This is a genomic window from Pantoea allii, assembly GCF_046529425.1.
In the GTDB taxonomy this organism is placed as follows: domain Bacteria; phylum Pseudomonadota; class Gammaproteobacteria; order Enterobacterales; family Enterobacteriaceae; genus Pantoea; species Pantoea allii.
Window position 1 is genome coordinate 4253591 of the sequence record NZ_CP125958.1, and the last position, 14479, is coordinate 4268069.

The window sequence follows — 14479 nt, forward strand, 5'->3', positions numbered from 1 at the left end:
AGGCCTCCCTTTCGTTTAACCGTAGTGGATTGCGGCACAGAGATAAAGCGAATCAATAGACTTTAAAGTTATAAAAAAAATCATTTATAATATTTAGCTATATGATATAGCAAAAAGAAATAATAGATTGACAGTTATTTGTCGCCCCTCTTTAATACCTTAAAAATAGCGTCAGGAATGAAAATGGTCATTCAGGAATTTACCCATCTTTCTGCCCTCACGATGTGCCTGCTAATCGCAACAGGTATCGCCGTGGGCTTTTTTCTGGCGCTGACCGGCGGGGGTGGATCGGTCGTGTGCGTGCCGCTGCTGCTGTACCTGGTGAAAGTCCCCGATACACATCGGGTCATCGGCACCAGCGCTATCGCCGTGGCAATCAGTGCCCTGATCAATCTTTTTGCCCACGGCCGAAAGGGAAATGTCAGATGGGCGACGGGCACGACGATATCGCTCGTGGCGGTGTGCGGCGCGCTGCTCGGCGCCGAACTGGGGAAAATCGTCAGTGGGCAATACCTGTTACTGCCGTTTTCGCTTTTGATGTTTACCGTGGCGCTGATGATGCTGAGGAAACACCGTCATTCGCCCGACGCGCCTGCACATGAGAAACACATTTCCCCCATCCTCGTCTGGGGAAGCGTGCTGCTGCTGGGCAGCTTGGCCGGATTTATGGGCATCGGTGGCGGATTTTTAGTGGTGCCGGTGCTTGTCTGGTTGTTTCGTTTTCCCGTGGTGGAGGCGATAGCGACGTCGCTGATGGTGGTATTCGCCATGGGGATCTCAACCAGCGCAAGCTACGCCCTGGCCGGAAAAGTGTCGCTGGTCATGACCGCTTATCTGATTGCGGGCGGCCTGCTGGGCGGCTTACTGGGTGTGGCGGTGGCCAACCGTCTGAAGAAGAATGAGCGCGCGATTAACGCGGTCTTTTCGACCATGCTCATGGTGATGGCCAGTTACATGTTGCTTAAAAATCTCTGAAAAAACGGAAAAACCTGATGAATATTCGCCATTTTAATGCGCAAATCGCCTTTGCCGATGCCCCGCTTGCAGAGGATTTCCGGCAGTTGCATCAGTTGGGCTATCAGCTCGTGGTGAATAATCGTCCTGATGAGGAAGACGGCCCCTTTCTTCACCATCAACAGGAGAAAGCGCTGGCTGAGCAACTGGGCATGGACTATGTCTATATGCCGTTCACGTTTGACACGCTGAGCTGGGAATATGTGGATGCTTTTCATCGCCGGGTGGAACGCGGTGGGAAAATCCTTGCCCACTGTCGAAGCGGCGCGCGCTCCGTAAGCCTGTTTTTGCTGCACGATTTACGCGAAGGGCTGATTGATGAGGCCGAATTCCGCGCTCAATGCCAGCAGTTCGGTGCCGACGCCGACAAAGCCCTGACCTGGTATGCCAACAGAGTACGCAAACCGCCGCAGGCAGAAGTCCATCATTTTTATGAACCCGAGAGCGGAAGCCTGCAATATGTCATCGCTGACGGGCAGGCCAAACGCTGTGCCATTATCGATCCGGTGCTGGACTTTGATCGCCGCTCAGGCGCGGTATCCACCCAGCAGGCTCAACGCCTACTCGATTTCATTCAGCAAAAAAACTGGCAGGTTGCGTGGATTCTGGATACCCATCCTCATGCCGATCACTTCTCTGCCGCAGCCTGGCTGGCTGAGCAAACCGCTGCGCCCACGGGCATTGGCGAAAAGGTCGCCGAGGTACAACGGCTGTGGCAAAAACTCTATCACCTGCCCGACCTTAATCCAGCGGATAAAATCTGGGACACCTTGTTCAAGGACGGCGATGTGTTTTATGTGGGTAACCTGCGTGGCGAGGTCATCTTGTCTCCCGGTCATACGCTGGCGTCGGTAACCTACCACATCGCTGACTGTGCCTTTATCCATGACACGTTCTTTATGCCCGACAGCGGCACGGCACGGGCTGATTTCCCCGGCGGCAGCGCTGCCGTATTATGGGACAGCCTGCAGCGCATCCTGCAGTTACCTGACGACACCCGTTTATTTACCGGGCATGATTATCGTCCTGACGGGCGCGACGTGCAGTTTGAAAGCACGGTACGCCAGCAGCGGGAAAACAATCCCTGGGTTGTGAATCAGCATCAACACACGTTTATTGCCCGGCGACAGCAGCGTGATGCCACGCTCCCGCTTCCTGAACTGATGCTGATGGCGCTGCAGGTCAATATCAACGGCGGACGGTTACCTGAACCGGAGAGCGACGGCGAGCGCTATCTGAAAATCCCGTTAAACCGCTTTTCACTTAAGACGTAAGCAGGGCATAAGGAGTCGAGCGTCATGCATATTGACCTGATCCATTTTACTCCGTGGCAAAGCCTGGCGGGCGGGCTGCTGATTGGCGCGGCGGCGGGCATGTTAGTGCTATGTTGTGGCCGCATAGCCGGTATCAGCGGCATTCTGGGCGGTCTGCTTAAACGCCGGTCATCCGATAAGCCCTGGCGGCTGGCCTTCATCGCGGGGCTGGTCCTGTCGCCGCTGGTGTATCAACGTTTCAGCGCCCTGCCGTCAATCGAGATTGACGCCTCGTGGGGGCAGCTGGTGCTTGCTGGCTTACTGGTAGGGCTGGGAACGCGTCTGGGTTCGGGCTGCACCAGCGGTCACGGCGTGTGTGGATTATCCCGGCTGTCGCCGCGCTCACTGGTTGCGACACTGGTCTTTATGTTAACCGCCATGCTGACCGTTGGCGTGATGGGTCACGGGTAAAACCCAGGAGGCACGATGGCCGTTTTATTTTCTCTGCTGAGTGGACTGTTATTTGGCACGGGCTTACTCGTCAGCGGCATGGCGAATCCGGCTAAGGTTCTGGCTTTTCTGGACATTTTCCGCACCTGGGACCCGTCTCTGGCCCTGGTGATGTGCGGCGCGATTATCGTCGGGCGGCTGACGTTCTGGCTGGCTTCCCGCCGGAAGCGCCCGGTATGGGGCGAAACTTTCCATCTTCCCGCCAACAGGGCACTGGATAAAAGGCTTATCATCGGCGCTATCCTGTTCGGGATCGGCTGGGGACTGGCGGGCATCTGTCCCGGCCCGGCGCTGGTACTGATCGGCGGCGGTGTACTTAAAGGCGCAGTCTTCATGATGGCTATGCTGGCAGGTATGCTGTTTTTTGCGTGGTTCGACCACCGCTCATCCACCAACATAACGTGAATTCACACAAGACAGGGATTAATGAAAACCTTCAGGATAGCGATCTCCGCCGTGCTGTTTAGCAGCACGACCCAGGCGGCTACGCTGCCAGCGCCCGTCCAGCAAATTGAAAAACAGGGCGTGGAAATAATCAAACCCTTTACGGCCCCCGGCGGGGTTCAGGGCTGGTTAGGTAAATATCAAGGCACCGGCGTCACCGTTTACCTGACGCCAGACGGTCAGCATGCGATTTCGGGCTATATGTACGATGCTCAGGGCAATAACCTCAGCGAAAAAATCATCAACGATGAAATTTACCTGCCCGCCGGGCGTGCAATGTGGAAGCGGCTTCAGGCCATGCCGGGCATCAATGAAGGCAGCACCACAGCCCGCTGTCAGGTGGTGGTGTTTGCCGATCCGTTTTGCCCCTACTGCCGAACGTTCTGGCAGCAGGTGCAGCCGTGGGTGCAGAACAACACGCTCAGCATCAAAACGCAGCTCGTCGGTATTCTTAAACCTGAAAGTGGGCGCTATGCTTCTGCCATTCTGGCGGCAGCCGATCCCGCCAAAGCCTGGCAGGATTTTGAACGCTCGCAGGGGCAAACCAAACCGGTCTTCCCGGACAGCACCCCACGGGCGCTGTTCGATCAGATTCAGCATAATCAGGCACTGATGCAGGAGCTGGGTGCCAACGGCACGCCCGCTATCTACTACCTGAATCATGACCAAAAACTCCAACAGATAGTTGGCCTGCCTGATAAGCAGCAGATGACGGACCTGGCTGCCTGTCGCTAAGCGGCGTTAACGCGCCAGAGATGACCGGTAACGCAGCCTGGCGGGCAAAATAATTTGCTTGTCCGCCGGTTCCTGCCCCTGAATCATCTGGGTAATGACGGAAAAACACTCCTGCGCCAGGCGAGGGACGTTCTGCTCCACGGTATCGATATGCAGTGACAGCGAATCATACAGGTAGTGATCGTCGAAACTGGCGATGTGAATATCACTCTCCAGCAGACGGTGCTGACTCATGTAGCGCAGTACCCCTTCCAACAGGCCACAGGCGGCGGTAAACAGCGCTTTGGGTGGTCTGCCAAGACGGGCACACAGGGCGGCAAACATTTCATAGCCGCTGCTGGGATGATAGTTGCCCTGAATAATCCATTCCGGACGTGGACTCACACCGGCGCGCTCCAGCCCCTGCATAAAACCGGCCAGACGATCTTTGGTCGGCGAAAGTCGTGGCTGACCGCCCAGGAAATACACCTCATCGGGATGCGCACGCGCCAGGCGCTCTACCAGCTCGGCGGTCGGCGTAATGGAATCGGTGATCACCAGCGGCAAACTGCTGTTATTCACATGACGGTCAAACAGCACCACCGGCAGTTGTTCACTCAGCTTCAGGTAATCGCTGTCGCTTTGCTGACTTGACGCGACGATCAGCCCATCCACCTGACGTGAGACAAGGTTGTTCACCACCAACGTTTCCTGGCTGGCATTTTCATCGGTACAGGAGATCAGCAGTTGCAGCCCGGCCTCACGACAGAGGTTTTCCAGAGCGTGAGAAAAAACGGCGAAACCGTAGTTAGTGATCTCCGGTACCACCAGCCCTAACGTATGGCTGCGGTTTTCGCGCAGCAGTCGGGCGTGGATACTTGGCAAATAATGGTGCTGTTGTGCAAGGGACATGACGCGATCGCGCGTCTCTTCTGCCACGCGCAGCTCTTTACCGCGCCCGTTGAGCACCAGGCTGGCCGTGGCTTTTGACACCCCGGCCAGCGCAGCGATATCACTAATGGTAACGCGCTTTGTTTTTTTCACGTCGGTGCTTCGTTTAAGGAAACAAGGGCTTATTCTACCATGCAGGATCGTAACGACCAGTAGCAGGCAGTGACTTCTGCGCTGCCGCTCAGGTGTAAACGGGCAGGATGCTGCGGGAAGTAGCGGCTGCTCATCACACCTTCTCCGTCGTTGATAAAAATCTCTACGCTGGAGTGGTCGCACAGAATATGCAGTTTGCGTGCGCGGCCGCACCAGTGACGATAAAGCCATTCGCCGTTTTCCAGACTGCGGCGTGCCAGACAAAGCGCATCCTGATGCCAGCTCAGCCGCAGCGTATCGGCAAAGTCCAGCATGATATCGCCGTCAGACGTCAGCACCAGCTCAAGACGCCGGGCCTCTATCTCGGGTGCCCAGTCCGCACTGCCGTGATAGCGCTGCTCGTCCAGCCGCAGCGCCTGCAGCTCCGCGACCGGCTGTTGGTACAGTCGGCCTTCCCGCTCCGTCAGCTCACGCAGGCAGGTCATCTGATGAATCCAGCCAAACGCCACGGTCGGCTGGCGCATCTCTTCACCGTCCGGTACGCCCATCCACCCCACCAGCAGCCTGCGTCCGTCCTGGGTCAGCGTGGTCTGCGGGGCATAAAATTCAAAGCCGGCATCCAGTTCATTAAAGGCGCCGTGCTGGTAATGCGCCTGCTCATAGTCGAGCGTGCCGCTGAGCCATGCGCAGGGATGGGTGTTCAGGTAGCGCTTCTCTTCCCGGGCAATGCCCTGCGGGCAGCAGATCAGAAACGTCGAGGCTCCCAGGGTAAACAGGTCGGGACATTCCCACATATAGCCTGCCGCGCCGAGTCCTCCCAGGCCGCTACCGGCAATTTCGCCCAGGTTTTCCCAGTGGTGCAGGTCGCTGGAACGCAGCAGCAGGACTTTGCCCTGTAACTGCCTGTCCTGCGCGCCCAGCACCATGTACCAGTGCGCACCATGCCGCCAGACTTTAGGATCGCGGACATGGCCGGTGTAGCCTTCGGGCAGCGGAATGACCGGCCCCAGCTTGTCGAATCCGCCCTCGCTGTTCTGCACGGCCAGGCATTGCCAGGCGGTGCGCGAGCCGTCCTCGAATTTGACGTTACCGGTGTAACACAGGGTCAGCTCGCCGTTGTTGTCCACCGCGCTGCCGGAATAGCATCCACTGCGGTCATACTCTTCATCGGGCAACAGCGCGACCGGCTCGTGTTCCCAGTGCAGTAAGTCGGCTGAACGCCAGTGGCCCCAACATTTGTGCTTATGCTCGCAGCCCAGTGCATTCCACTGATAGAACAGATGATACTGTCCGTTGAAGTGGATAAATCCATTGGGATCGTTCAGCAGCCCCGTCACCGGTGCCAGGTGCCAGCCGGGATAGTGGCTGTCCTCACGCGCGTTGGGCTGGCCTTTCATTACCGCCTTAAGCATGGCGGGCAGCAGGTTTTTCAGGGCCATTATTCAGAATCCGTTTTGTACTTCAGCAGGAAAGCGATCACAAAGGCGACACTAAAGGCGATAACCATACCAATAACGTAGTTCAGCAGCGAACTGGCCTGAACAATCGCCATACCGGGTAAGCCGGTCAGCCCGACCGCGGTCATATAGACCTTAACGGACACCACCCAGGCACCGCCGATGGCTCCCCCGATCAATCCGGCGATAAACGGCTTCATAAAGCGCAGATTGATACCAAAGATGGCGGCTTCGGTGATCCCCAGTAAGGCCGAAAACGCCGAAGGTAAGGTAATGGCTTTGATCTTAGGATCGTTGGTTTTAAACCACACCGCCAGACACGCGCCACCCTGGGCAACGTTCGCCATTGCCCAAATGGGTAACAGAAAATTGACGCCGATAGCGGGATTACCGAGCAGTCCGGCTTCAATGGCATGGAAGCTGTGGTGCACGCCGGTAATCACAATCACTGAGTAAAGCCCACCAAACAGTAAGCCGGCCAGCCAGCCAGCATGGGCAATTAACGTGCTGAGTATAAAAGAGATGCCGTCACCCAGCGCGCGTCCCGCCGGACCGATAATCAGCAACGCCACAAAGCCAGAAATAATGACGGTCAGGAACGGGGTCAGAATCAGGTCGAGCGCGTCAGGGATAATGCGCCGCAGTTGTTTTTCCAGCAGGCTCATAAACCACACGGCCAGCAGCACCGGAAACACCGTGCCCTGGTAGCCGATCATCGCCACTTCAATCCCAAAGAAGTTCATGGTGTGGAAACCGGACGCCACGCCCCAGGCATTGGTTAAGGCCGGATGGGTCAGAATCCCGCCCAGCGTGGCCCCCAAAAATGGGTTACCGCCAAACTCACGCGCCGCCGTAAAGCCAATCAGGATCGGCAGAATAATAAATGCCGCCGAGCTGCACATATCCAGCATGATATACAGGGCATTTTCCGGGTTAACCCAACCATAGGTTTTGACCATCCCCAGCAGGCCCATTAACAGGCCGGATGCAACAATCGCCGGAATAATCGGAACAAAAATATTCGACAGTAACCGGGCAATCCGCTGGAACGGGTTGAGTTTGCGGGCGGCAATGTCGGCCGCTTCAGATTTACTCGATTCGCTGATACCGGCTTCCGCGACAAAGGCTGCGTAGACTTTGTTGACCACCCCGGTGCCAAAAATCACCTGTAGCTGTCCGGCATTACGGAAACAGCCTTTTACCCCGTCGATCTTACCAATTGCGCTGGTGTCCGCTTTGGCGTCATCGACCAGCACCAGCCGGAGCCGGGTCGCGCAGTGCGCCGCGCTGGCAATATTTTCTTTGCCACCCAGCAACGGCAGTAATGCACGGGAGATGTGTACAAAATCCATAAAAAACCTCTGTGTTATCGTGTGATGGTGTCAACCCGCCAGAAACGGCCCCGCAGGGCCGGATCGTCAGAACCAGGTTTCCATTTGTACGCCAAAGTTCCATTCACCGCCGGCTTCAAAACCGCTGCTACCAAAGGCATCGCCGCGCGCATAGTTATCCAGTCGGTGGTCCCAGTCCATCCAGGTGGCAAAGAGGCGAATTTCCGGTCGCTTAAGGAATTCCCCTACGTTGCTGGCTTTCAGCGTAGGCGCGACGGTCAGTTTGTAGAAGTTACCACTGACCGCACTGCGCTGGTTGAAGCCCTCTGGACGTAAATCCATATACTGATAGGTGGCTTCATACTGCATTTCAAAGTTCTCCGTTATCCCCTGAATCAGACGCATATTGGCGGTGGCCCACTGATAACTGTCGCCCTTGACGTAACGATCCTTGCTGCTTTGTGCCAGCACCGCTGGCGCGATATGCCAGTCGCCGCCCAGTGGCGTTATGCCGTAGCTGGCCAGTCGCCAGGTATCGGCATCCGGTAACAGCGCCCCGTCTGACCCAATGGCTTTCACCTCTGCGCCTAAACCGTGACCGTAGAGCAGCGCGGTTTTCGCAGACCCTTCACGCAGGCCATAGAAGCTGTCGTTGTGCAGCCCCAGCAGCGCATGGACACCGCTATTTGCGGCGTCGCCTTTGACTTTAAGGCCGTTCACATCCAGTCGGTCATCGTTGTCTTTCGCGCGCATGCCGCTCAGCATCAGCTGGAACGGGCCGTAAAAGTTGTTGGCGGTCAGGATGTAGTTCTGCGCGGTGTTATCGTTATTCTCAATATCACCGAACGTACGTCCATACAGCGACAGGTTACTGTGAGCCTGATCGCTCCACTTCATGTCGTAAATACCCGCCCCGGTACCGGCGAGAAACACCACATCGGAGTCGATCCAGTGGATATCGAAATTATCCCGGTCAAAGCGTTTACCTGCCCAGACGGTTGTGTCTTTGAACGCCCCCGTGAAGGTCGGGAGCTGGCCCAGTTCGACAAACGCCTGACGCAGATTGAGGTCGCTGCTGGAAGCCGTCCAGTCGTTATAGGTACGCTGACCGTCGGCCAGCATCGCCTTGAAGCGGGTGGTCGCGCCGTTTTCCAGCGTTTGTTTATGTTCCAGATTCAGCTCTACGTAAGTATCAGGTTCGTTACCCAGACGTCCCACGTGCCCGCCGGTTTCCCCCGCAGGCGTCACGGTGGGGCCACCCTGGGTTTTCGTCGCCGAACTGTTCATCAGCAACCCAGAGCGGGCATAGCCGTGAAATTCAAAAACCTCTTCACTACTCGCTTTCTGTTCAAGCTTCGCCGTACGCTGTTCAACCTGTGTCGCGGTGGCCTGGCTCTTTTGCTGTGCGCTGGCAAGCTGCTGAGCCTGTTTTTCTGCCGCTTCCGCGCGATTTTCTGCCGCATTCGCCCGCTGTTCTGCCGCCTGTAACCGCTGCTCCAGTGCTGCCAGCCGTGCTTCAATACTGCTCATGCTTGGTTCTGCTGCCAGAACCGGCCCCGAACTCAATAGCAGACCAACGGTGACGGCAAGTGCCTTTTTTCTCATCGTTTTACATCCCAGAAAAGGTAACGGTAATGATGTCGTTTTTTTTGCTAAACCGGTTTAGTTTGCGGATGATATTCATCGATGTATTTTCAGGCAAAGTAATTTGCTAAACCGATTTTATGAATGTGAGACAGTTCGCAAAATGAAGCGATGCGGCAGAAAAAGAAGGCGGGAAAGCGGTGAGAAAGCAGACAACCGGATGCGCCATCGAGCCCATCCGGTCAGGTTAAGACAGTGAGGTCAGGCAGCCTGACGGCGTAAAAGCGTCAAGGGCCCCGGCCCACTGAGGGTGAAAACCGAGATCAACGTAAAGGCCATCGCAATACAGCCCAGCACCAGATAGGCACCGTGGAAGCCAATACTTTCGTACATGTTACCTGCCAGAACCGACATGAAAATCATGGCTAACTGCTTGAAGAAACAGAAGCACACCAGATAAATCGTGGCAGAGAAGCGCACCTCAAACTGACTGGTGATGTACTTAAAGCAGCCAACAATCAGGAAGGGAATCTCAAACATATGCAACGTTTTGAGGATCACCACTTCCACGGCGCTAGTGGCAAAGGAGGAACCAATAATGCGCACTGACATAATGGTTCCGGCCAGTAACAGGGCGTTCTTGCCGCCGATACGGTTGACGATCAACGGGGCAAAAAACATGATCGAGGCATTCAGTAATTCGCCTAAGGTGGTCACATAGCCAAATACCCGCGTGCCCTGCTCGCCGGAGGCAAAGAAAGAGGTGAAGAAGTTAGCAAACTGTTGGTCAAACACATCATATGTACAGGACACGCCCACCACATACAGCGACAAAAACCACAGCTTTGGCTGCTTAAACAGCTCCAGAGCCAGCTTCAGGCTGAAGCCTGACTGATTCGCGCCAACCGCCTGGGCCACCGTGGCTGACGACGAGGTGCTGGTACGGGAGAAGAACAGCAGCAGCGCCAGAATCACGGCACAGCCTGAGCCCAACCAGAACACGAACTGGTTGTTGATGGTGAACATGATACCGACGATAGAGGCGCACAAGGCCCAACCTACGCAGCCAAACATACGTGCCCGACCAAATTCAAAGTTGCTGCGGCGACTGACTTTCTCAATATAGGCTTCAATTGCCGGTGCCCCGGCGTTGTAGATAAAGCCCAGGTAAATACCGCCAACAATCGAACCTGCGAGAATATTCACCTGCAACAGCGGGCCAAAAACGTAAATAAAGAAAGGGGCGAACATCACCAGCATGCCGGTGATCACCCACAGCAGGTGTTTGCGCAGGCCAAGCTTATCGGACAACAGGCCAAACAGCGGCTGAAACAGCAGAGAAAACAGCGAAATACTGGCAAAAATAATGCCGGTATCCCCTTTGCTGATGTGGTTGATATCATGCAACCAGATAGGGAAGAACGGGAAATAGGCACCCATGATGAAAAAGTAAAAGAAGAAGAAAAAACCAAACAGCCAAAAATTCGAATTTTTTAAATAGTACATAACGGACGTCCTCAAGCAAGCATCAGGCAGGCGCGAGCCTGCCCGCGCATTATTTTTGCTGCCCCCAGATAAACTGGTAGCTATAACGTCCTGCGCTGAGCAGGAATTCTGGTGATACCGACGGGCTCCAGGAATCATCTCCGCCGACGCCCATATGGAAGCCATCAAGGTTGAGCCACGTGCCCGCTTCAGGCTGTAACAGGTGGCGATGGCTGGTTTCCATCAGCTGTTTCTGACTGTAGCGACTGATGTTGAACTGGAAGTTGCCGCGCCACTGATGCGCGCCATAGCTGAGTTCTCGCGTGCCACAGCGCAGCCCGTTCTCGGTGGGGAAGACATACGGGGTGTACATCTCACTCAGCGGTAAATCCCAACGATCAAAGCAGGCCGAGGTGAGGCGATCCGGGTAGTTTTCATGCGGCCCCAGGCCTAACCAGTTCACCCGGTCGGCAATCTCGGTCAGCTGACAACTCATACCGATGCGGGCCGGATAAGGCGTGCCGCTTGCCACCTCCACGTTGACCGTTACCGCCATCTCGCCAAATCCATCAATGCGGTAGGTTTTACGGCTGATAAACAGGGTTTTGCCCTGGAACTGCCAGGCATGGGCGGTGGTGATCACGACCGCACTGGAGAGCGTTTCAGCACTGCACTGCAGGTTCATCACCTCTGCCTGATAGTGGCCCGCCGCTTTCCAGCGCTCTACCCAGGCATTGGGATCGATGCGGGTGACTTCGCTGACACCGATATCGTTATCCAGCGGCGCGCGGGTGAACTGGTCGAGCAGCGGTGTCAGTAACTGCGGCTTATCGTCAATCCAGTACTGCATCAGTGCGCCCTGATGACGGCAAAATTCCCAGCGCTGGTTGTTGACCGCAATGCTGTAGCTGGCTTCGCTGCTGCTGAGTTGAGGCGCGTTCGCCGCCGGAGAGGGTACGGCGATGCTCAGAATTTCGTCCAGCGGCCACTGTTGCCAGGCGCTGATATGACCGGCTTCTGACCAGGCGGTCGGCTGAGGCTGCGCCACCCGCACCGTCAGCCAGAGCTGGCCTGCGGATGCAGGCAGCGGCACGTCAGGTAGCCTGATCTGCTGGCTGCCCTGCGGGGCGATATCCAGCGTGACGTCACCGGAGGCAAGCAGATTGCCGTCCTGGGCAACCGACCAGTGCAGGATTTCATTATCGCTGTGACGGAACAGGTATTCACTGGTCACTTCCAGCGTGCGTTCGCTGCCCGGTAGCAGTCTGAACTGGAAAAACTGCTGTGCGTGACGGGCTTCATAAAGCGAAGGATGGGGCGTACGATCGGCAAAAACCAGTCCGTTCATACAGAACTGACGATCGTTGGGCGTATCGCCAAAATCGCCGCCGTAAGCGGACCAGGGTTCGCCGTTATCGTCATGTTTAATCAATGACTGATCGACCCAGTCCCAGACAAAACCGCCCTGCAGACGCGGATACTGACGAAATGCCTGCCAGTATTTTGCATAGCCGCCAAGGCTGTTCCCCATAGCATGGGCGTATTCGCAGAGAATAAGCGGACGCTGTTCGCCCGGCATAGACAGCCATTTTTTAATGGACCATTTCGGCACGGCCGGGAAAGGTTGATCCTGATCGACCCGCGCATACATCGGACAGATAATATCGGTGGCCGCCGTATTCGCGCCGCCGCCTTCGTACTGTACCGGACGGGACGGATCTTCGCTTTTCAGCCAGCGGTACAGCGCATCGTGGTTCGCGCCGTGGCCCGATTCGTTGCCCAGTGACCAGATAATAATGCAGGGATGATTACGATCGCGCTGCACCATACGCGTGACGCGCTGGCTCATCGCAGGCAGCCAGGTGGGATCGTCGCTCAGGCGATTCATCGGCACCATGCCGTGGGTTTCGATGTTGGCTTCATCGACTACGTACAAGCCATAATAGTCACACAGGCGATACCACAAGGGATCGTTAGGATAATGGGAGCAACGCACCGCGTTGAAGTTGTTTTGCTTCATCAGCAAAATGTCCTGCACCATGGTGTCGCGATCCATCACCTGACCGCGTTCAGGATGGTGTTCATGCCGGTTGGTGCCGCGGATTAACAATGGCTGACCGTTCAGCAACAGCAGGCCGTTTTCAATGCTGACGTGACGGAATCCTACATCGCAGGCTTCCGCCTCAATCAGCGTGCCGTCTGCCCGATGTAACTGCACGACAGCCCGATAGAGATGCGGGGTTTCGGCGCTCCACAGCGCGGGGTTATCGACCTTGATACACAGCGTTGCCCGGTCGTTCCACGCGCCGCGTTCGTCAATAATTGCACTGCCCAGTGGCGAGGTCGCTTCGCCGGTCAGTTGGTCAGCCGCGAAGAGCTGCACGCTAACCCGTAAGTCGTCATCCAGCGCCCCGGCTACGCGCACCTCGGCTTCCAGCCGGGCACGACTGAAATCGTCGTTAAAGTGGGTACGAATGCGCAGGTCGCGGATATGGCTGGCGGGCTTATGCAGCAGGGAGACATCGCGAAAAATGCCACTCATGCGCCACATATCCTGATCTTCCAGGTAGCTGCCATCACTCCAGCGCAACACCATAACGGCCAGTCGGTTTTCACCGCCGATCAGAAACTCGCTCAGATCGAACTCAGATGGCAAGCGGCTGTCCTGGCCGTATCCCACCCAGCGTCCGTTGCACCAGAGATAGAAGGCGGAATTCACGCCGTCAAACACGATTCGGGTTTGCCCGCTTTGCAGCCAGTCAGCATCGACATTAAATGTGAGCGAATAACATCCTGTGGGATTTTCAGCCGGAACGCGCGGCGGATCAACCGGAATGGGATAGGTCACATTGGTATAAACCGGCACATCGTAGCCCTGCATCTGCCAGACTGACGGCACGGCGAGAGTAACCGCATCGCTCAGGTCGTGGGTGCGCCAGCTGTCCGGCACCGCCTCGGGTGCAGGAAAAAAGGCAAATTTCCATTCGCCGCTCAGGCTTTTTCGCTGTGCAGATTGTGCATTCTCGTGCGCCGCTTCCGCGCTGCGCCAGCTGTAAAATGGGGGATGGGCGTCCAGTCGGTTCAGTTCGGTGACGCCGGGGTTTTCCCAGTCGCGTCGGGCCAGTACGGCCGCTAGTGAATGTGTATCCAGGGTCATGGCAGTCTCCTGCGTAAAATTGTTATCCGCTCACATTAAGCTGACATTACGAGGCCGGGATGGGGATGTAAAGCAAGGAAGGGCGAATGAGTGAACTGCCTCACAGCAAAGCGCGACTGGCGATAAAGTTTATGATCCGTGTCGCTGTCCTTGCGGAACCGGACTGCACGGGCCGTCCACAAGCGGGGGCGGTCAAAAATGGGCGGGGAAACAGACTGACAGCGGTTAAAACCGGTCGCGCTGCGCCGTTGGCGCCTGGCGACCTGCAACAGGCAAAGGGGCGAACCCTGGCGCTGGCAATCCCGGCCTTAACGCTGCCTATCGCCAACGGCCAGTGATTCAGCACAGGCAAGGGCCGCTTGGTTAACCGCAACCTGACGCGACAGGCTGCATAGCCACCTGGAATGGTTGGCCCGTTAATGTACTCGTCGCGCGACCGGTTAACGCTGACCGGGACACCGCCCGCAGGCTGACCTGATGCGGGCG

The 14479-nt window shown here is 56.4% G+C and carries 12 protein-coding genes; 6 read left to right on the top strand and 6 right to left on the bottom strand.

Annotation, left to right across the window (positions count from 1 at the left end; translation table 11 throughout):
* Positions 1 to 183: 183 nt before the first annotated feature.
* From QNH99_RS19980 to dsbG, 5 genes are read left to right on the top strand one after another with little or no spacing between them, the layout of a single operon-like run.
* Entirely contained in the window at positions 184 to 975 is a 792-nt protein-coding gene (locus QNH99_RS19980; RefSeq protein WP_410517115.1) for a sulfite exporter TauE/SafE family protein, read from the top strand.
* Between the two features lie 17 nt (positions 976 to 992).
* Entirely contained in the window at positions 993 to 2288 is a 1296-nt protein-coding gene (gene blh, locus QNH99_RS19985) for a bifunctional sulfur transferase/dioxygenase Blh (protein ID WP_410517116.1), read from the top strand.
* Positions 2289 to 2312: 24 nt separating this feature from the next.
* Positions 2313 to 2738 carry a YeeE/YedE family protein gene (locus tag QNH99_RS19990; protein WP_218994684.1) on the top strand — a complete coding sequence of 142 codons (426 nt, stop codon included), beginning with the start codon at positions 2313 to 2315 and terminating at the stop codon, positions 2736 to 2738.
* A 15-nt stretch (positions 2739 to 2753) separates the two neighbouring features.
* Complete coding sequence (locus QNH99_RS19995; RefSeq protein ID WP_218994683.1) at positions 2754 to 3182, top strand: DUF6691 family protein; 429 nt, start codon at positions 2754 to 2756, stop codon at positions 3180 to 3182.
* Positions 3183 to 3203: 21 nt separating this feature from the next.
* Complete coding sequence (dsbG, locus tag QNH99_RS20000; protein WP_063878058.1) at positions 3204 to 3956, top strand: thiol:disulfide interchange protein DsbG; 753 nt, start codon at positions 3204 to 3206, stop codon at positions 3954 to 3956.
* A gap of 6 nt (positions 3957 to 3962) precedes the next feature.
* Here dsbG and QNH99_RS20005 read toward each other — a convergent pair whose 3' ends face one another.
* The 6 genes from QNH99_RS20005 to QNH99_RS20030 form a co-directional block, all read right to left on the bottom strand.
* On the bottom strand, positions 3963 to 4979 hold the full coding sequence (locus QNH99_RS20005; protein ID WP_063878057.1) for a substrate-binding domain-containing protein: 1017 nt from the start codon (positions 4977 to 4979) through the stop codon (positions 3963 to 3965).
* A 29-nt stretch (positions 4980 to 5008) separates the two neighbouring features.
* Positions 5009 to 6418: a sucrose-6-phosphate hydrolase gene (locus QNH99_RS20010; protein WP_256852048.1), complete on the bottom strand. Its 1410-nt coding sequence runs from the start codon at positions 6416 to 6418 to the stop codon at positions 5009 to 5011.
* Positions 6418 to 7788 carry a sucrose-specific PTS transporter subunit IIBC gene (locus QNH99_RS20015; protein WP_063878055.1) on the bottom strand — a complete coding sequence of 457 codons (1371 nt, stop codon included), beginning with the start codon at positions 7786 to 7788 and terminating at the stop codon, positions 6418 to 6420. The genes QNH99_RS20010 and QNH99_RS20015 overlap by 1 nt, the downstream gene beginning before the upstream one ends.
* Before the next feature lie 66 nt (positions 7789 to 7854).
* Complete coding sequence (locus QNH99_RS20020) at positions 7855 to 9372, bottom strand: carbohydrate porin (protein ID WP_410517117.1); 1518 nt, start codon at positions 9370 to 9372, stop codon at positions 7855 to 7857.
* Between the two features lie 240 nt (positions 9373 to 9612).
* Positions 9613 to 10857: an MFS transporter gene (locus QNH99_RS20025; protein WP_096011411.1), complete on the bottom strand. Its 1245-nt coding sequence runs from the start codon at positions 10855 to 10857 to the stop codon at positions 9613 to 9615.
* A 49-nt stretch (positions 10858 to 10906) separates the two neighbouring features.
* Positions 10907 to 13993, bottom strand: coding sequence for a beta-galactosidase (locus tag QNH99_RS20030; RefSeq protein WP_410517118.1), 3087 nt, complete (start codon positions 13991 to 13993; stop codon positions 10907 to 10909).
* 86 nt (positions 13994 to 14079) lie between these two features.
* On the opposite strand from QNH99_RS20030, the gene QNH99_RS20035 reads away from it, so the two are divergent.
* The gene (locus QNH99_RS20035) at positions 14080 to 14331 is read left to right on the top strand and encodes a hypothetical protein (protein ID WP_283355323.1); all 252 of its coding nucleotides are present in this window, start codon (positions 14080 to 14082) and stop codon (positions 14329 to 14331) included.
* Positions 14332 to 14479 lie beyond the last annotated feature (148 nt).

Bases quoted from the DNA above. Each gene is read 5' to 3' on its own strand.
- QNH99_RS19980 (WP_410517115.1), top strand. From the start codon at position 184: ATGGTCATTCAGGAATTTACCCATCTTTCTGCCCTCACGATGTGCCTG.
- QNH99_RS19990 (WP_218994684.1), top strand. From the start codon at position 2,313: ATGCATATTGACCTGATCCATTTTACTCCGTGGCAAAGCCTGGCGGGC.
- dsbG (WP_063878058.1), top strand. From the start codon at position 3,204: ATGAAAACCTTCAGGATAGCGATCTCCGCCGTGCTGTTTAGCAGCACG.
- blh (WP_410517116.1), top strand. From the start codon at position 993: ATGAATATTCGCCATTTTAATGCGCAAATCGCCTTTGCCGATGCCCCG.
- QNH99_RS20015 (WP_063878055.1), bottom strand. From the start codon at position 7,788: ATGGATTTTGTACACATCTCCCGTGCATTACTGCCGTTGCTGGGTGGC.
- QNH99_RS20030 (WP_410517118.1), bottom strand. From the start codon at position 13,993: ATGACCCTGGATACACATTCACTAGCGGCCGTACTGGCCCGACGCGAC.
- QNH99_RS20035 (WP_283355323.1), top strand. From the start codon at position 14,080: ATGAGTGAACTGCCTCACAGCAAAGCGCGACTGGCGATAAAGTTTATG.
- QNH99_RS19995 (WP_218994683.1), top strand. From the start codon at position 2,754: ATGGCCGTTTTATTTTCTCTGCTGAGTGGACTGTTATTTGGCACGGGC.
- QNH99_RS20025 (WP_096011411.1), bottom strand. From the start codon at position 10,857: ATGTACTATTTAAAAAATTCGAATTTTTGGCTGTTTGGTTTTTTCTTC.
- QNH99_RS20020 (WP_410517117.1), bottom strand. From the start codon at position 9,372: ATGAGAAAAAAGGCACTTGCCGTCACCGTTGGTCTGCTATTGAGTTCG.
- QNH99_RS20010 (WP_256852048.1), bottom strand. From the start codon at position 6,418: ATGGCCCTGAAAAACCTGCTGCCCGCCATGCTTAAGGCGGTAATGAAA.